This is a genomic window from Marmoricola sp. Leaf446, assembly GCF_001424755.1.
Taxonomy (GTDB): Bacteria; Actinomycetota; Actinomycetes; order Propionibacteriales; family Nocardioidaceae; genus Marmoricola.
Map to the genome: position 1 here is coordinate 410,915 of NZ_LMRF01000006.1, position 16,696 is coordinate 427,610.

The following is a 16,696-nucleotide window of genomic DNA, read 5'->3' on the forward strand; positions in this document are numbered from 1 at the left end:
ACCCCCTGCCCCCTGGGGTGCACCATGGGCCCATGACTACTGGGACTCCTGCACCCGTCACCGGACCCACCCTCGCCCTGACCGGCGTCACCGGCGCGCTCGGCGGACGCGTCTCCGCGCTGCTCGGCGAGCGCGGCGTCGCCGCCCGGCTGCTGGCCCGCGACCCCGCCCGCGTCGCCCCGGTCGAGGGCGGGATCCCGGTCCGGTTCACGGGGTACGCCGACCGCGACTCCTGCCTGGCCGCGCTGCACGGCATCGAGACGCTGCTGATGGTCTCGGGCTCGGAGAGCGCCGACCGGCTCGACCAGCACAGCGCCTTCGTCGACGCGGCCGCCGAGGCCGGGGTGCGCCACGTCGTCTACACCTCCTTCGTCGGCGCGTCCCCCACCTGCACCTTCACCCTGGGCCGCGACCACCACGCCACCGAGGAGCACCTGCGGGCGTCGGGGATGACCACGACGTTCCTGCGCGACAACTTCTACCTCGACGTGCTGCCGCTGTTCGCGGGCGAGGAGGGCGTGCTGCGCGGGCCCGCCGGCGAGGGCCGGGTGGCCGCGGTGGCCCGCGAGGACGTCGCCCGGGTGGCGGCGGCGGTGCTGGCCGACCCCGACGCGCACGCCGGGGCGACGTACGACCTGACCGGGCCGGAGGCGATCACGCTGGCCGAGGCCGCCGCCGTGATCGGTGCGGCCCAGGGCCGCGAGGTGCGGTTCGAGGACGAGACGGTGGAGGAGGCCTACGCCTCGCGCCGGGCGTGGGACGCGCCGCAGTGGCAGTACGACGCCTGGGTCAGCACCTACACCGCGATCGCGGCCGGCGAGCTCGAGCAGGTCACCGACCACGTCGAGCGGCTCACCGGCCGGCCGCCGCTCGACCTCGCCGCGGTCCTCGCCGCCGGGTGAGCTCCCGCCGGCCGGGCCTCAGCCGGCGCAGCGCTTCGCGGCCTCGGCGGTGCAGTAGGTCGTGCCGAGGAACGGCGGGGTGACGACGCCGGCATCGAGCGCGAACCGGCCGGTCATCCCCACCACGGGCAGCGTGCCGCTGATCATGGTGCGGTCCGTCACCTCCACGGCCGTCAGCGTCGCCGTCGCGCCGCGCTTCGCGCCGGTGCCGGTGGCGTCGGCGAGCTGGTAGGTCAGGTCGATCACCGGACCCTTCGGTCCGGCCAGCCGCTCGGTCACCAGACCGGTCTCGCCGACCACGAGGCTGCGGCGCGGGCCGCGGTAGGCGCCGACGAGGCCCTCGAAGGTGGGCTCGTCGCGGCTGACCTCGATGCGCTGCTCGACGCCGGCCGCCCGCTCCGCCAGGCGGCCGAGCTCCTCGGTCAGGGCGCCGCGGAGCACGGGCGCGTCCAGGACGGGGGCCAGCAGCACGCCGGAGGCGGGCACCAGGGTGCCCAGCGCGCCCTCCCCGGCGCAGCCCTCGAGCAGGGCCACGGCGTCCTTGCCGAGCGCACGGGTGCAGCTGCGCTCGCCCAGCAGGTCGGCGAACAGCTTGCGCGCGGTAGGCGCCCCCTCCACGCCGAAGGCGCGCAGCCGGGCGGAGAGCGTGGTGGCCAGCGAGCGCAGCGCCTGCACCGAGCGGCCCCGGGCGTCGTCGGTGGCGGTGGCGAGCAGCGTGCTGCCCGGGTCGAGCTCGACGTCGTACGACGCGGTGCGGCCCGGCGCCAGCCAGGTGCCCCCCGCGCCACCGCCGCCGCCGACCGCGGCGGACCAGGCGTCCCAGGGGGTGCCCTCGGTGGTGGAGCCGGTGGTCGCGGGCGCCTCGACCCCGGGCACGCTGACCCGGACCGGCACGCTGCGGGTGTTGGTCAGGCGCAGCGTGCGGCCCTCGCCGACGTCGCCGAAGCACCAGGCGAGCGTGCTGCGCTTCCAGGACCGGGCGCCGTAGCCGTCCTCGCGGGCCGCCTTCGACCCGACGCAGGACGCGGTGGCCGTCTCGGGGGCCGGGAGGGCGGGCACGTCGGCCAGGTCCTCGCGCACCGCGTCGAGCACGGCGCGCCGATCCATCGCCAGGACGCCGATGTCGCCCACCTGGGAGACGATCAGCTCGACGTGGCGTCGCCCGGCGTCGAGGTCGCCCTCGAGGTAGGTCCACGGCTGGTCGGGCGCCGCGCGGCTGACCACGACGACCGGCGTGCCACGCGGGACGGCGTTGTCCAGCGCCACCCGGACCAGCGTCGGCGCGGCCAACGGCCCGTCGTGGCTGATCCGGTGGACGTCGGAGACGGGGTAGAGCCCCCCGCCGGGCTCGGGCGCCGACTGCGGGTCCCCGACCGAGAACGCCTCGGGGTCGGGGGCGCCGACGATCTCGACGGCCTGCTCCTCCTCGGCGGCCGGGGTGGTGGACGGCGCAGCCGCGGGCAGCTCGGCCGCCTGCGGCTCCGCGTCGGTGGCCCCGCACCCGCCCAGCACCAGGGCGGCCGTCGTCGCTCCCACGAGGACGCGCCAGGTGGTCGCGCGTCGCCGGTGTGCACCCATGTCGGTCTCCACCGTCGGACGACGGCGCCTTTCCGGACCACCGTACGAGAGTCGGCGCCCGAATTGGGCGGTTTTCGGATTACCCGTGGAGCTGGTGGTGCTCCTGGGACGACCCGCTGCCGACCTCGATCTTGCGCGGCTTGGCCCGCTCCGCGACCGGGACCACCAGCCGCAGCACGCCGTCGGCGTAGTCGGCCTGGATCCGGTCGAGGTCGAGGTTGTCCCCCAGGACCAGCTGACGGCTGAACATGCCGCGGCTGCGCTCGGAGGTCAGCATCTCCCAGTCGCCGTTGCGTGGCAGCCGCTCGGCCCGGACGGTGAGCACGTTGCGCTCGACGTCGAGGTCGATGGTCTCGCGGGCGACGCCCGGCAGGTCGAACTCGATCACGAACCGGTCGCCCTCGCGCCAGGCGTCCATCGGCATCGCCGCGGGTCGGGTCGCCGTGCCCATCATCTGCTGGGCGAGGCGGTCGAGGTCACGGAACGGGTCGGTGGTGCGCAGCAACATCTCTTCCTCCTCGGAGTCGTCAGGTCGTCGGGACGACCTGTAATGTCTGATACAGGTTTTATAGATCGACCGAGGTGCTTCTTTCAAGTCCGTCATCCACTTTTCCCGGAGGAGTCGTGCCCCGTCCCCCGACCCACCACCGCGGCGTCTACGCGATCTCGGTGGCCGCCGAGATGGTCGCGATGCAGGTGCAGAACCTGCGGGTCTACGAGCGGCGCGGCCTGCTGCGGCCCGACCGCACCGAGGGCGGGACCCGCCTGTACAGCGCCGCGGACATCGACACGCTGCACCGCATCCGCGACCTGCTCGCCGAGGGCCTCAACCTGGTGGGCGTCGCCCGCGTGCTCGACCTCGAGGCCGAGAACGCACGACTGCGGGCACGGCTGGGCTCCCGACCCCGAGCTCGGGGGCACGACTGAGGGGGTTGCCGCAGGGCGTGGCGTCGGTCACAGTGGCGGCCCGTCGTACCCCGCAGGAGGACACGTGTTCCCGGGCACCCACGCCGCCACCACCCCCGACAAGGTCGCCCTGGTGATGGCCGACACCGGTGAGACCCTGACCTACGGCGAGCTCGAGGAGCGCTCGGTCCGGCTCGCGCACGTGCTGCGCGACGGCGAGGGCACGGCCGGGTTCGCCGGTCTGACCGTCGGCGACGACGTGGCGCTGCTGTCGGAGAACTCGCTGCGCTACCACGAGGTCTACTGGGCCGTCCTGCGCAGCGGCCTCTACGTCACCGCGCTCAACCACCACCTCGCGACCGAGGAGCTGGTCTACATCCTGCGCGACTGCGGCGCGAGGGTGCTGGTCGCGAGCGCCGACCGGCGGGAGCAGGCGCTGGCCCTGGCCGCCGCGGTGCCGGGCCTGGAGCTGCGGCTGGCCTTCGACGGCGAGGTCGAGGGCTTCGAGGACTACGAGTCGGCGCTGGCCGCCGCCTCCCCCGTGCCGTACGACGACCAGCCGGCCGGCAACGACATGCTCTACTCCTCCGGCACCACCGGCCACCCCAAGGCGATCCGGCCGAGCCTGCCCGACCGGCAGGTCGACGAGCCCGGCGACCTGCTGCTGGCGGTGTTCGCGAAGCTCTACGGCTTCGACGGCGAGACCGTCTACCTCTCCCCCGCCCCGCTCTACCACGCCGCACCGCTGCGCTTCGTCGGCATGATCACCGCCACCGGCGGCACCGTCGTGGTGATGTCGCGCTTCGACGCCGAGCGCGCGCTGGCGCTGGTGCAGGAGCACCGGGTGACCCACAGCCAGTGGGTGCCGACGATGTTCGTGCGGATGCTCAAGCTGCCCGAGGAGGTGCGGGCGGCGTACGACGTGTCCTCGCTGCGCGTCGCGATCCACGCCGCCGCGCCGTGCCCGGTGGAGGTCAAGCAGCGGATGATGGACTGGTGGGGCCCGGTGCTGCACGAGTACTACGCCGCCACCGAGGCCGCCGGCGTCACCCTGGTCGGGCCGCAGGACTGGCTGCAGCGGCCCGGCACGGTCGGGAGGGCCGGCCTCGGCGTGGTGCACGTCTGCGACGAGTCGACGCCCGACCAGGACGAGGTGCCGACCGGCGAAGTCGGGCTGATCTACTTCGAGCGCGAGCAGATGCCGTTCGTCTACCACCACGACCCCGACGCCACCCGCGCCGCGCAGCACCCGCGGCACGACACCTGGGCCACCACCGGCGACATCGGTCGCATCGACGAGGACGGCTTCGTCTACCTCACCGACCGCAAGGCGTTCATGATCATCTCGGGCGGGGCGAACATCTATCCCCAGGAGGTCGAGGACGTCCTCACCCTGCACCCCGCCGTCCACGACGTCGCGGTGATCGGCGTGCCCGACGACGACATGGGCGAGGTCGTCAAGGCGGTCGTCCGACCCGCCGAGGACGCCACCCCCGGGCCCGACCTCGAGGCCGAGCTGATCGGCTACGTCCGCGAGCGCATCGCCCACCTCAAGGCCCCCCGCTCCGTCGACTTCGTCGACTCCCTCCCCCGCACCCCCACCGGCAAGCTGGTGAAGCGGAGGGTGCGGGAGCGGTACGTGTGAGGGGGGCAGTTTCACCGGCCAGCCGGTGAAACTGCCCGCCGAACGCCGCATACCGGGCACCCACGGGCAGTGTTCCCCCGTCCGCCATCCGTTTCGTCCGATCCACCCCGAGGAGCCCGCATGAGCCAGACCGCCCCCGAGCCGACGCCGATCGACCTGCCCAGCGCGGGCGGGGTGACCGTGCAGGCCTACCGGTGGGACCCCGAGGGCGAGCCGACGGCGGTGGTGCGGCTGACGCACGGCATGGGTGAGCACGTACGCCGCTACGACCACCTGGCCGCGCAGCTCACCGCCCGCGGCTGGGTCGTCTACGGCCAGGACCACCGGGGCCACGGGACGACCGTGCAGCGGGCCGGGACCGAGCCGGGGGTGATCGGGGCCGAGGGGTGGACCGAGCTGGTGCGCGACGTCGGGCGGCTCGGCGACCTGGCCCGCGAGGCGCACCCGGGGCTGCCGCACGTGCTGCTCGGGCACTCGATGGGGTCCTTCGCCACCCAGCAGCACCTGCTCGACCGCGGCGACGACCCCGACGCGGTGGTGCTCACCGGCACCGCCGTCATCGACCTGCTGGAGCCCGCGCTCGACCTCGACGCCCCGCTCGACCTGTCGATGTTCAACGCGCCGTTCGCGCCGGCGCGCACCGACTACGACTGGCTCAGCCGCGACGAGGCACAGGTGGACGCCTACGTCGCCGACCCGCTGTGCGGCTTCGGGCTGGACGGCGAGGGGGGCCGGCAGATGTTCGTGGCCGCCCGGCGGATGGCCGACCCCGACGCCGTGGCCGCGATCCCGAGCTCGCTGCCCGTGCTGGTCGCGGTCGGCACCCACGACCCGGTGGGCGGCGACCTGGCGCTGGTCAACGCCCTGGTGTCGCGCTACACCGCCGCCGGGCTCGACGACGTCACCCTGCTCACCTACCCCGAGGCGCGGCACGAGGTGTTCAACGAGACCAACCGCGACGAGGTCGAGGCCGACGTCGTGGGCTGGGTCGCACAGCGGTTGGAGGGCCTCAGCCGCTGACCCGCGCCATCCGGGTGACCGCCTCGGTCAGCACCTCCGTGCTGGTCGCCATCGTCACCCGGACGTGGTCGAGGCCGCCGGCGCCGAACGCGGTGCCGGCGGCCAGCCCGACCCGCGAGCGCTCCAGGAACGCGCGCGCCGGGCCCGCGTCGGCGTTCATCACGCCCCGGGGCGCCGGGGCGTCGGCGTACGGCCCGGTCAGGCCCAGCCCGGAGCAGTCGAGCCAGGCCAGGAAGGTCGCCCGCGGCGGCGTCCACGAGACCTGCGGCAGGTGCTCGGCCAGCAGCGTGCCCAGCAGGTCGCGCCGGGCACGCAGCGCGGCCAGCACGTCGTCGAGCCAGGGGCCGCCATGCTGCAGCGCGGCGGTGTGGGCGAGCACGCCGAGGTGGCTCGGCCCGTGGGTGGCGACCTCGGGCAGCCGGGCCAGGTCGGCGGCCGCGTCGGGCCCGGCGACGAGCACCGCGGCCTTGAGGCCGGCGAGGTTCCACGCCTTCGAGGCCGAGGTCACCGCGAGCCCGGCGGGATCGACCGAGAGCCACGGCACGAAGCCGGGCCCGTCGAGCACCAGCGGGGCGTGGATCTCGTCGGCCACGACCCGCACTCCCGCGGCCCGTGCCAGGTCGGCCAGCGCGGTCAGCTCCTCGGCCGTGTGCACCACGCCGGTCGGGTTGTGCGGCGAGCAGAGCAGGTACGCCGCGGCCCGGCCGCCGGAGGTGGCCCGCTCGAACGCCTCGCCGAGACCCTCGAGGTCGAGCCGTCCGTCGTCGCCCAGCGGCGCCTCGAGCACCTCGCGCCCGGTGTCCTCGAGGTAGCCGAAGAACGGCGGGTAGACCGGCGGGCTGACCACCACGGTCGAGCCCGGTCCGGTCACCAGCCGCACCGCCTCGGCCACGCCGGTCATCACGTCGGCGACCAGCGCGGTGCGGGCGGGGTCGTGGCCCGACCAGCCCCAGCGCTGCTCGGCGAACGCGGCCAGCGCCTCGGCGTACGGCGTGGTGCCGGGGTAGCCGGTGTCGCCGTCGCGCACGGCCCGCACCAGGACCTCGCGGACGGGGTCGGCGAGCAGCACGTCCATCTCGGCGACCCACAGCGGCAGCACGTCGGGGTCGAACCGGTGCCACTTCATGCTCTGCCGGGTGCGCAGCTGCTCCAGGGTGAGCGCGTCGAACGGGTCCACGGGTGTCCTCCTGAGGGCGGGGACCCCGACGCTAGCGAGGCGGCGCGGTCCTCACCCCTCGTGGGCGCTGACCGACCCGAAGCCGCTGCGGTGGAAGACCAGGGGGCCGGCCTGCTCGTGCGCCGGGTGGTCGGCGTCGACCGGCGCGTGGTCGTAGCCGTGGAGGGCCAGCAGCACCAGGGTGTGGTCGCCGGCCTCGACCTCGCGGTAGATCGTGCAGTCGAACCGGGCCAGGCCGTCGTCGAGCGTCAGCGCCCCGTCGTCGTGGGAGGTCCACGCCAGGCCCTCGAAGCGCTGGCCCGCCGGCCCGGCGAGCTGGCGGCAGGCCTCGCCGTGGTGGTCCGCGAGCACCGTCACGCCGAGGTGGTCGGCACGGCGCAGCGCCGGCCAGGTGCCCGAGGAGTTGGCGACCGAGAACGACACCAGCGGGGGCTCGAGGCTGACCGAGGTGAAGGACGACGCGGCCAGGCCGGTCGGCACGCCCGCGACGGTCGCGGCCACGGCGACGACCCCGCTGGGGAACGTCCCGAAGGCCTCGCGCAGCCGCACGGGGTCGAGGTCCTGGTTGGTCGGGAAGCTGCCCGACTGGGCGGTGACGGTCACGGTGCTCCTGTGGTCTCGCGGTCGAGCAGCGCGCGCACGGCGGGGCGCGCCGTCGCCAGCCACGCGTCGTACGCCGCGGGGTCGTCGTGGTCGCGGTCCAGCACGTAGAGCGCCCGCGTCGGCAGCAGCGCGCCCAGCTCGGCCAGCAGCGGCCGCAGGTGGAGCTCGCCGGCCAGCGCGTGGGCGGGCGACCCGCCGAGCATCAGCGGCACCGCGACCCCGCGCAGGCCGGTGTCGCCGGCGAAGCGGTCGAGGAACAGCTTGAGCAGGCCGGTGTAGGTCGCCTTGTACGTCGGGCTCGCGACCACCACCAGGTCGGCGGCGCCCACCTGCTCGACGAGCGCCGTCACCTCGGGCGCGGACCAGTCGAGCAGGGTGGTGCCGAGGTCGGCGAGGTCGACCACCAGGTCGGGCTCGCCGGCCAGCTCCCGGGCGACGTGCACCCCGGCGGCCCGGGTGCGGGACCCCGACCGGGGGTTGCCCACGACCACCGCGACCCGGGGACCGCCGGCCCGGTCGCTCACCGGGCGGAGCCGAACGGCACGGCGGCGCCCTGCTCGCGCTGCGGGTGCGGGTGGGTCCACCGGCCCCGCCGGGCCAGCTCGGGCAGCACGCCCTCGCCGAACCAGTAGGCGCCCTCGAGGTGGGGGTAGGCCGAGAGCACGAACTCCTCGATGCCGATCTCGGCGTACTCCTCGATCCGGTCGGCCACCTCCTCGTGCGACCCCACCAGGGCGGTCCCGGCGCCGCCGCGCACCAGGCCGACACCGGCCCAGACGTTGGGGTGGATCTCCAGCCCGTCCTTGGAGCCGCCGTTGAGGGCGAGCATCCGGCGCTGCCCCTCGGACTCGCTCCGGCGCAGCCCGTCCTGGACCTTCTTCACCGACGCGGGGTCGATGGCGTCGAGCAGCCGGTCGGCCTCGGCCCACGCCTCGGCCGAGGTGTCGCGGTTGATGGTGTGCATCCGGATGCCGAAGCGCACCTCGCGGCCCTCGTCGGCGGCGAGCTTGCGGATCCACTCGACCTTCTGGCGCACGGCGTCCGGCGGCTCGCCCCAGGTCAGGTAGACGTCGGCGTGCCGCGCGGCCACCGCGCCGGCGGCGGGCGAGGACCCCCCGAAGTAGATCTCCGGCAACGGGTCGGGGACGTGCGCGAGCACGGCGTCCTCGACGTGGACGTGCTCGCCCTCGAAGGTGACCGCCTCCCCCGTCCAGAGCCGACGCACCACCTCGAGGAACTCCCCGGCGCGGGCGTAGCGGGCGTCCTTGTCGAGGAAGTCGCCGAACATCCGCTGCTCGTGGCTCTCCCCGCCCGTCACCACGTTGAGCAGCAGCCGGCCGCCCGTGCGGTTCTGGAAGGTGCCGGCCATCTGGGCGGCGAGGAACGGCGAGGTCAGGCCGGGACGGAAGGCGACCAGGAACTTCAGCCGCTCCGAGACCTGGCTCAGCATCGCGGTGGACAGCCAGGCGTCGTCGCACCAGGCGCCGGTCGGCGTCAGCGCGGCCTCGAAGCCGACGTCCTCCGCTGCGCGGGCGATCTGGCCCAGGTAGGAGATCGACGCCGGTCGACCGGAGGCCCCGGCGCTCACGCCGTGGCCGCCCCCGACGATCTGGCGGCCGTCACCGCCGTTGGTCGGCAGGAACCAGTGGAACCGCAGCTGGTCGCTCACGATCGCCTCCTTGTTGAGGTGTATCTCGATCAGGTCACTCGACAATGTACGCCGGTGCACCACCTGTCGTGCGCCGTGCCCGACCCGTGGGCCGCCGACCCGCCGTTGTGCGGGCCGGGGTCGTCGGCGACGCTGGGGGCATGACCACCCTGGACAGCCCGCCGGCCGACGACACCCGCGAGGCACCCGAGCTGCTCGTGCCGCGGCTGCGGGCGGCGTACACCTCGGGCCGGACGCGCTCCCTGGCCTGGCGCCACGAGCAGCTCGCCGCGCTGAAGCGGATGCTGGTCGAGCGCGAGGCGGAGTTCACCGCGGCGCTCGTCGAGGACCTCGGCCGGCCGCCGTTCGAGGCGTGGGCCGCCGACCTGCGCGCGAGCGTGCGCGAGGTCGAGGACCTGCAGGAGAACCTCGAGGCCTGGACCGCGCCCCGCCGGCAGAAGGTGCCGGCGCTGTTCAAGCCGGCCAAGGCCTCGGTCGTGGTCGAGCCGCTGGGCGTGGCCCTGGTGATCGGTCCGTGGAACTACCCCGTGCAGCTGCTGGCCTGCCCGCTCGCGGCGGCGCTCGCCGCCGGCAACGCCGTCGTGCTCAAGCCCTCGGAGGTCGCGCCGGCCACCTCGCGCGCCTTCGCCCGCTGGGTGCCCGCCTACCTCGACCCGGCCGCGGTGGCGGTCGTCGAGGGCGGCGTGCCGGAGACCACGGCCCTGCTCGAGCAGCGCTTCGACCACGTCTTCTACACCGGCAACGGCACCGTGGGCCGCATCGTGGCGCAGGCGGCCGCGAAGCACCTGACCCCGGTCACCCTCGAGCTCGGCGGCAAGTCGCCGGTGATCGTGGCGCAGGACGCCAACGTGCGGCTCGCCGCGAGCCGGGTGGCGTTCTCGCGCTTCCTCAACTCCGGTCAGACCTGCGTCGCCTCGGACCACGTCTACGTGCACCGCGACGTCGAGCAGGCCTTCCTCGACGCGCTGGCGGCCGAGATCCGCACGCGCTACGGCGCCGACCCGCGCACGTCGGCCGACTTCGGCCGCATGGTCAACCGGCGCCACACCGAGCGGGTCCAGGCGCTGCTCGACGGCGGCGGCCACGAGGTGGTCGTCGGCGGCGAGGTCGACCTCGAGGAGCGGTACGTCGCCCCGACGGTCGTGCGGACCACCGACCTCGACTCCCCGCTGATGCGCGAGGAGATCTTCGGCCCGGTGCTGCCCGTGCTCACCTTCACCGACCTCGACGAGGTGTGCGCGACGATCACCGCGGGCGACAAGCCGCTCGCGCTCTACCTGTTCACCGGCTCCGACGCGGTCGTCGACCAGGTGCTCGCGAGCACGTCGTCGGGCGGGGTCTGCGTCAACGACGCCCTCACCCACCTGCTGGTGTCCTCGCTGCCCTTCGGCGGCGTCGGCGAGAGCGGCTACGGCAGCTACCACGGCCGGTGGGGCGTGGACACCTTCAGCCACCACAAGGCGGTCTACCGCCGGCCGTCGTGGCACCGCGACCTGCCCCTGCTCAACCCGCCCTACGGCCGGTTCAAGCAGCGGGCCGCCCGCCGGCTGTTCTGATCCCGGGTCCCGCTCCGGTCACGCGTGGCCGCTAGCCGGCGATCGGCTTGCGGCGGCCGGGGATCCGGTTGGCGAGGTCGGAGAGCGGCCCGACCGAGCGGCCGAGCACCTCGATGGCGCGGTGCAGCTCGGGCAGCACGTCGACGAGCTCATCGAGCTGCGGGTAGACGCGCTCCAGGGTCGGGCCCAGCGCCACCAGCTGGTCGAGCGTGCCGTCCTCGGCGACGAGCTTCTCCACGAAGCCGCGCTCGGCGAGCAGCCGGTCGACCAGACCTCCCTCGGCCAGCACGGTGTCCAGCGCTCCCCCGGGCCGGGTGACACGGTCGAGCGGGCCGTCCTCGTCGACGAGCCGCTCCAGCGGGCCGTCCTCGACGAGGAGGCGGTCGAGCACGCCGCCCGAGGCCAGCAGCCGGTCGAGGGCGCCGCCCGGGGCCAGGATCCGGTCGAGGGCGCCGTCGTCGCTGAGCAACCGGGTGAGCGGGCCGTCGTCGGCCAGCGCGCGGTCGAGGATGCCGCCGGGGGCCAGGGCCCGGCCCAACGGGCGCTCCTCGCCGGCGGCCTGCGACAGCGCCGCGACCCGGCCCAGCGGGCTCTCGGGGTCGCGCGACATCGCGTCGAGCTTGCCGACCATGCCGTCCTCCCCGAGCACGGCGGCCAGCTGGTCGGCGTACCCCCCGGCTCGGCGCACCGGGCCGTCGGGCGCCACCAGGGCGCCGACGGCCAGCGTCACGTGCACGGCGGCACCGACCAGGCGGAACGGCAGCGCCACCGCGCGGGTGACGAGAGGTGCGTCGCGGTCAGCGGACAGCTCGACGGAGGCCATGGCCGCAGCCTAGGGACTGACCCCGCTCGTCGTGGCGGGAGTCAGCTCAACCGGTCGACGTAGGAGACCATCCGGTTGAACAGGCCGGTCACCGCGAGCGGATCGGCGGAGGACCCGGGCGGGTTGGTCACCGGGGGCGCCTCGACGCCCGCCACCGACGCGCACACCCGGGCGGCGTCGTGGACGGCGGCGGAGTCGACGGTCCACATCGACTCGAACAACCGGTCGCGGTCGCGCACGTCGGACTGGCCGGGCAGCTCCCACGCGGTGAGCACCATCGGCAGGTCGGGGGCGTCGCACACGACCGCCCACTCCCGGCGCATCGGCGCGTCGGGCTCGAGGTGGACCTCGACCGGCGAGGCGTCGCGGTCGTCGGCCCCGAAGTCGGCCAGCACGGTGGCCGAGCGCGCCACCCGGGCCAGCTCGGTCCACCGGGGCTGCGCCTTGCGGTAGTAGCGCTCCTGCTGGAAGGCGCCGTAGATCGACGCCCGGTCGGCCTTCGCGCAGAACTCGTCCTCGATCGCCCACGACAGCGCCAGCAGCGTCGTCTTGCGCAGCCGGTGCACGCCGATCGCAGGGTGGCGGCGGCGCAGGTAGGCGTACACCGACGGGGCCGCGGGCTGGGCGTCGGCCATGGCGCGGCGGATCGCCTGCTCGAGCCGGGTGCCGGCGTCCTTGTGCTGCACCACCCGCTCGATGGTGGACACGTCCTCCTCGGAGTAGCGGCGGTGGCCGCTGTCGAGGCGCTGCGGCTTGGGGAACCCGTGGCGCGTCTCCCACATCCGCAGCGTCGCGGGACTCAGGCCGGTGCGGTCGGCCAGGTCCCCGATGCTGAGGTGTGCCTCTTCCGTCGAAGAATTTGTTGATGACATCTCAGACATGTCGGACGCGTGGACTTGCGCATCGCGGTCAGTGGTGGGCATGCTGACCATCATAAACCTCAACAGCTTGTTGAGGTCAACGCAGGAGGTACGACATGCCGCAGAGCAACCGCGCGATGGACGACAGCTCCCCCGAGGTCGTCGACTGGACCGACCTCGGCCGCAAGATGTGGGACTTCCTCACCGGGCGTGAGGCGGCCATCAACTACACCTTCTCCGACATGACCGTCGAGATCCCGCGTGACACCGGGCCGCAGGCGCCCCGCGCCACCTGGAAGGTCGACGGCACCCTGACCGTCACCACGAGCGACAACCACGACCCGCGACGCTCGTGAGCCCCGCCGCCACCCTCGTCGAGGTCGACGCCGACCTGCGCGTCGAGCTCACCGGACTCGACGGGCAGTCCGCCCGGGGCCACCTCTACGGCGAGGCCAACCACTTCACCTTCGAGCTCGACCACCCGGGTGTCTTCGCCGGCAGCGACGACGCCCCCACGGTGGCGGCGGCCGCCGAGATGTTCGCCGAGCGCGGCATCACCATCAAGGTCGTCAGCGACGGCGTCCACCTCGTCACGATCGGCGCGGTCCGGGCCCCCTGGTGGCAGCGACGCGCGACCGGCTCGCGCCACATCCGCGTCGGCACCTGGCGCGGCGGCTGGACGGCGCTGCGTTCCCGCGCGGCCGGCCAGCCCCCGGTGCTCCCGTCGGGGAAGGCGTTCCCGCCGCCCAGCATGCTGCCCGTCGCGCCGACCTTCGGGTTCCGCCGCCGTCGCCTCACCGGCACCGACTCCCCCGGAGCCGGGTCTCCCCGCCTGGCCGTCGAGCGGGCCTCGGTGATGGCCGGCGAGACGCAGTCGGTGTTCTGGCTGCAGGGCGACGTGGTCGGCATCGGCTCCGACCCCTCCAACGCGGTGGTGCTGCCCGACATCGAGCCCTTCCACGCCGTGATCAACCGCGACCCCGAGCGCGACGAGTTCGTGATCAGCACCGCGGGTCCGGAGGTCCGGGTCCACGGCGAGGTCGTGCGGGAGAAGCTGCTCCGCTCGGGCTCGCGGATCGAGGTCGGACGCCACACGCTGGCCTACTACCGCGACGAGCACGCCGACCACGGCCGCCCCTACGGCGGCCGGCAGGGCGGCGAGATGGGACGACAGCGGCCCCAACCGGGCCGCTGATACCCGGACCGGGTGACCCGGCGCTCCCCGCCGGTACCCGGCACCCGGTCCGATGAGGCACGGGGACCTGCGCAACTGTGCCTGCGCAGGTCCTCGTGCCGCCCCCCTGAGGAGTCACGTGCCACTGCCCACCCAGACCGACGTCGTCGTCGTCGGGGCCGGCCTCGCCGGTCTCGCCGCCGCTCTGCGCCTGCAGCGGGCCGGCCTCGGCGTCGAGGTGCTCGAGTCCGCCGCGGCCCCCGGGGGCCGGGTGCGCACCGACGAGGTCGACGGCACCCTGCTCGACCGGGGTTTTCAGCTGCTCAACCCCGCCTATCCCGAGGTGGGCCGCGTGGTCGACGTGGGCGCGCTCGACCTGCAGCCGTTCGGTGCCGGCGTGGTCGTCGCGCACGGCGAGGGCCGGTTCACCCTCGGCGACCCCCGGCGGCTGCCGAGCAGCCTGGTCTCGGACCTGCGGGCACCCGTCGGCGGGCTCGCGACCAAGCTGCGGCTGCTGCGGTGGGCCGCGCCGGTCGGCTTCGGTCCGGCGAGCGCCGTGCGCGCCGGGTCGGACCGCCCGTTGATGGCCGAACTGCGGCGGCGCGGCCTCGACGGCCCGCTCACCGAGCGGGTGCTGCGTCCGTTCCTCGCGGGCGTGCTGGCCGACGAGGAGCTGGTGACCTCGCGGCGCGTCGCCGAGATGATCCTGCGGTCCTTCGTCCGGGGCACGCCCGCCGTCCCGGCCCGCGGCATGCAGGCGCTCCCGGACCAGCTGGCGGCCGGTCTCGTCCCCGGCACCCTGCGCTGCGGCGTACGCGCCCGGCTCGCGACCGGGCACCGCGTCTCCACCGACCAGGGCACGATCGGTGCCCGCGCGGTGGTGGTGGCCGCCGACCCGGTGGCCGCCGCCGACCTCGTCGCGCTCCCCCGGCCGCGGGTGCGGGCACTGACGACCTTCTGGTTCCGCGCGGCGCAGCCGCCGACCGGCTCACGGTTGCTGCACGTCGACGGCGACCGCCGCGGACCGGTGGTCAACACCGCGGTGATGACCAACGCCGCCCCGTCGTACTCCCGGGACGGCGCGCTGGTGCAGGCCACCGTCGTCGGCGCCCACCGCGACCTGGCCGAGGACGTACGCCGGCACGCCGGCTTGCTCTACGGTGCGGACCCGCGGTCGTGGGAGCTGCTGCGCACCGACGTGATCGCCACCGCGCTGCCGGCCCACGCGGCGGGGGTGCCGCTGCAGCGCCGCGTGGACCTCGGCGAGGGGATGTTCGTGGCGGGCGACCACCGCGACACCCCCTCGATCCAGGGCGCGCTGGTCTCCGGGCGCCGCGCCGCCGACGCGGTGCTCGCCCGGCTCGGCGCGACCCCGGCCGCCTGAGTCGTCCTAGACCTTCGTGAACTGCTTGCGGGCGTAGCCGCCGACCTGGCGGGTGGCCCAGGCGTCGCTGCCCGCGCCGATGACGCCGCCCACCACGGGCACTCGCTTGCCGGCGAAGGTCGCCAGCCGCTTGCCGCCCACGTTGGCGATCAGCGTGGTGGCGACCTGGGCGCCGACGACGCGGTCGAGCTGGGTGCGGGCCTTGCGACGCGACCCCTTGGCGTCGCTCTCGCGGACGGCGTCCGGGGGACGCTCCTCCTCGAGCCGGCGCTCGGCGGACGCGGCACGGTCCTCGACCTCGGCCGAGGGCAGGGTCGCGATCTGGTGGGGCGTGCCGGGCAGCTTGCCCTTCTTGACCAGCGACCTCACGGCGTCCTCGCCCATCATCGTGGCGAGCACGGCGTTGCGGACGCGCGAGTCGTCGACGTCGTACCCCCGCAGGTGCGCGATGGCGGCCACCATCCGGCACTGCAGCAGCGCGAGGCCGCTGATGTTGGCCGGGATCGTCGCCGCGGCGGTCACCAGCCCGCCGAGGTTGGTGGCGAAGCCCTCGGCGCCGGCGAGCGCGAGGTGGGTGTTGACCAGCTTGTCGATCGCCTTCTCGACGTCGCCTCCCTGGTCCTCCAGCTCCTTGTCACCGGCGGCGCGGGCGCCGTCGAGCGGACCGATGCCGCGGATGGCACGGTCGAGGGCCTGGTGGACGATCTCGGCCACGGGGCCGGGGGCGAGGTCCCCGGCGCGGGGGACGAGCTTGGCGCCGAGTCGGCGAGTGATTCCCATGGCCGAGAATCTAGCGGGGGCTCGTTTACGTTGTACGCGCCCTACCCAGCCAGCCGACCCGAGGAGACACCGTGGCCAAGCAGCGCGACCTGATCCAGATGACCGCCGCGGAGGTCGACGAGCTGCTGCACCAGCAGCGCAGCGCGACCGTCGCGACCTACGGCCCGGACGGCGCGATCCACCTCGTCGCCATGTGGTACGCCGTCCTCGACGGCGAGGTCTGGATCGAGACCAAGGCCAAGTCGCAGAAGGTCGTCAACCTGCGTCGCGACGACCGGATGTCGGTGCTCGTCGAGGCCGGCCACACCTACGACCAGCTGCGCGGGGTGGCCCTTGAGGGACGCGGCGAGGTGGTCGAGGACCCCGAGACGGTCTGGCGCGTCGGGGTCGACGTGTTCGAGCGCTACCAGGGCCCCTACACCGAGGAGATGAAGCCGCTCGTGGAGGCGATGCTGGCCAAGCGCGTGGTGGTGCGCCTCGCCGTCGAGCGCACCCGGTCGTGGGACCACCGCAAGCTCGGGATGGGCGCCGTCGAGCTCGGCGGCACCACCGCGGCACACGTCGGGTAGCCCGCGGCGCTGCGCCACCACCCGGCGCCCGTGGGGGCCTAGCGTTCCTC

General features: G+C 74.6%; 18 protein-coding genes. 9 read left to right on the forward strand and 9 right to left on the reverse strand.

The window, feature by feature from the left end; genetic code table 11:
* Positions 1-32: 32 nt before the first annotated feature.
* Positions 33-902 carry an SDR family oxidoreductase gene (locus ASG49_RS16580; protein ID WP_056544090.1) on the forward strand — a complete coding sequence of 290 codons (870 nt, stop codon included), beginning with the start codon at positions 33-35 and terminating at the stop codon, positions 900-902.
* An 18-nt stretch (positions 903-920) separates the two neighbouring features.
* Here the strand turns inward: ASG49_RS16580 and ASG49_RS16585 are convergent, their stop codons facing one another.
* Entirely contained in the window at positions 921-2,480 is a 1,560-nt protein-coding gene (locus tag ASG49_RS16585; RefSeq protein WP_156384398.1) for a hypothetical protein, read from the reverse strand.
* Between the two features lie 79 nt (positions 2,481-2,559).
* The gene (locus tag ASG49_RS16590; RefSeq protein ID WP_056544096.1) at positions 2,560-2,988 is read right to left on the reverse strand and encodes an Hsp20/alpha crystallin family protein; all 429 of its coding nucleotides are present in this window, start codon (positions 2,986-2,988) and stop codon (positions 2,560-2,562) included.
* A gap of 116 nt (positions 2,989-3,104) precedes the next feature.
* On the opposite strand from ASG49_RS16590, the gene ASG49_RS16595 reads away from it, so the two are divergent.
* From ASG49_RS16595 to ASG49_RS16605, 3 genes are all read left to right on the forward strand, one after another.
* Positions 3,105-3,407, forward strand: a complete 303-nt coding sequence (locus ASG49_RS16595) for a MerR family transcriptional regulator (RefSeq protein ID WP_235562141.1) — start codon at positions 3,105-3,107, stop codon at positions 3,405-3,407.
* A gap of 64 nt (positions 3,408-3,471) precedes the next feature.
* Entirely contained in the window at positions 3,472-5,031 is a 1,560-nt protein-coding gene (locus ASG49_RS16600; protein WP_056544100.1) for an acyl-CoA synthetase, read from the forward strand.
* A gap of 120 nt (positions 5,032-5,151) precedes the next feature.
* Entirely contained in the window at positions 5,152-6,051 is a 900-nt protein-coding gene (locus tag ASG49_RS16605) for an alpha/beta fold hydrolase (RefSeq protein ID WP_056544103.1), read from the forward strand.
* Here the strand turns inward: ASG49_RS16605 and ASG49_RS16610 are convergent.
* The 4 genes from ASG49_RS16610 to ASG49_RS16625 are packed head-to-tail and all read right to left on the reverse strand — an operon-like array spanning position 6,041 to position 9,500.
* On the reverse strand, positions 6,041-7,228 hold the full coding sequence (locus ASG49_RS16610) for a MalY/PatB family protein (protein WP_056544105.1): 1,188 nt from the start codon (positions 7,226-7,228) through the stop codon (positions 6,041-6,043). The two genes, ASG49_RS16605 and ASG49_RS16610, sit on opposite strands and share 11 nt — an antisense overlap.
* Before the next feature lie 51 nt (positions 7,229-7,279).
* Positions 7,280-7,831, reverse strand: a complete 552-nt coding sequence (locus tag ASG49_RS16615; RefSeq protein WP_056544108.1) for a flavin reductase family protein — start codon at positions 7,829-7,831, stop codon at positions 7,280-7,282.
* Entirely contained in the window at positions 7,828-8,355 is a 528-nt protein-coding gene (locus ASG49_RS16620) for an NADPH-dependent FMN reductase (RefSeq protein ID WP_056544111.1), read from the reverse strand. The genes ASG49_RS16615 and ASG49_RS16620 overlap by 4 nt, the downstream gene beginning before the upstream one ends.
* On the reverse strand, positions 8,352-9,500 hold the full coding sequence (locus ASG49_RS16625) for an LLM class flavin-dependent oxidoreductase (protein ID WP_235562142.1): 1,149 nt from the start codon (positions 9,498-9,500) through the stop codon (positions 8,352-8,354). The genes ASG49_RS16620 and ASG49_RS16625 overlap by 4 nt, the downstream gene beginning before the upstream one ends.
* A gap of 140 nt (positions 9,501-9,640) precedes the next feature.
* Here ASG49_RS16625 and ASG49_RS16630 point away from each other — a divergent pair, with 140 nt between their 5' ends.
* The gene (locus tag ASG49_RS16630; protein ID WP_056544985.1) at positions 9,641-11,056 is read left to right on the forward strand and encodes an aldehyde dehydrogenase family protein; all 1,416 of its coding nucleotides are present in this window, start codon (positions 9,641-9,643) and stop codon (positions 11,054-11,056) included.
* Between the two features lie 31 nt (positions 11,057-11,087).
* Here the strand turns inward: ASG49_RS16630 and ASG49_RS16635 are convergent, their stop codons facing one another.
* A complete protein-coding gene (locus tag ASG49_RS16635) occupies positions 11,088-11,879 on the reverse strand; it encodes a hypothetical protein (RefSeq protein WP_056544115.1) in 792 nt (263 codons plus the stop codon).
* 41 nt (positions 11,880-11,920) lie between these two features.
* On the reverse strand, positions 11,921-12,760 hold the full coding sequence (locus ASG49_RS16640; protein ID WP_162244539.1) for a DICT sensory domain-containing protein: 840 nt from the start codon (positions 12,758-12,760) through the stop codon (positions 11,921-11,923).
* 95 nt (positions 12,761-12,855) lie between these two features.
* Here ASG49_RS16640 and ASG49_RS16645 point away from each other — a divergent pair, with 95 nt between their 5' ends.
* From ASG49_RS16645 to ASG49_RS16655, 3 genes are all read left to right on the forward strand, one after another.
* Positions 12,856-13,095, forward strand: a complete 240-nt coding sequence (locus ASG49_RS16645; RefSeq protein ID WP_056544122.1) for a hypothetical protein — start codon at positions 12,856-12,858, stop codon at positions 13,093-13,095.
* On the forward strand, positions 13,092-13,934 hold the full coding sequence (locus ASG49_RS16650) for an FHA domain-containing protein (protein WP_056544125.1): 843 nt from the start codon (positions 13,092-13,094) through the stop codon (positions 13,932-13,934). The genes ASG49_RS16645 and ASG49_RS16650 overlap by 4 nt, the downstream gene beginning before the upstream one ends.
* A gap of 118 nt (positions 13,935-14,052) precedes the next feature.
* On the forward strand, positions 14,053-15,297 hold the full coding sequence (locus ASG49_RS16655) for an FAD-dependent oxidoreductase (RefSeq protein ID WP_056544128.1): 1,245 nt from the start codon (positions 14,053-14,055) through the stop codon (positions 15,295-15,297).
* A gap of 6 nt (positions 15,298-15,303) precedes the next feature.
* On the opposite strand, the gene ASG49_RS16660 is transcribed toward ASG49_RS16655, so the two are convergent.
* Positions 15,304-16,077: an EcsC family protein gene (locus ASG49_RS16660; RefSeq protein ID WP_056544131.1), complete on the reverse strand. Its 774-nt coding sequence runs from the start codon at positions 16,075-16,077 to the stop codon at positions 15,304-15,306.
* 71 nt (positions 16,078-16,148) lie between these two features.
* Here ASG49_RS16660 and ASG49_RS16665 point away from each other — a divergent pair, with 71 nt between their 5' ends.
* The gene (locus ASG49_RS16665) at positions 16,149-16,646 is read left to right on the forward strand and encodes a pyridoxamine 5'-phosphate oxidase family protein (RefSeq protein WP_235562143.1); all 498 of its coding nucleotides are present in this window, start codon (positions 16,149-16,151) and stop codon (positions 16,644-16,646) included.
* Positions 16,647-16,696 lie beyond the last annotated feature (50 nt).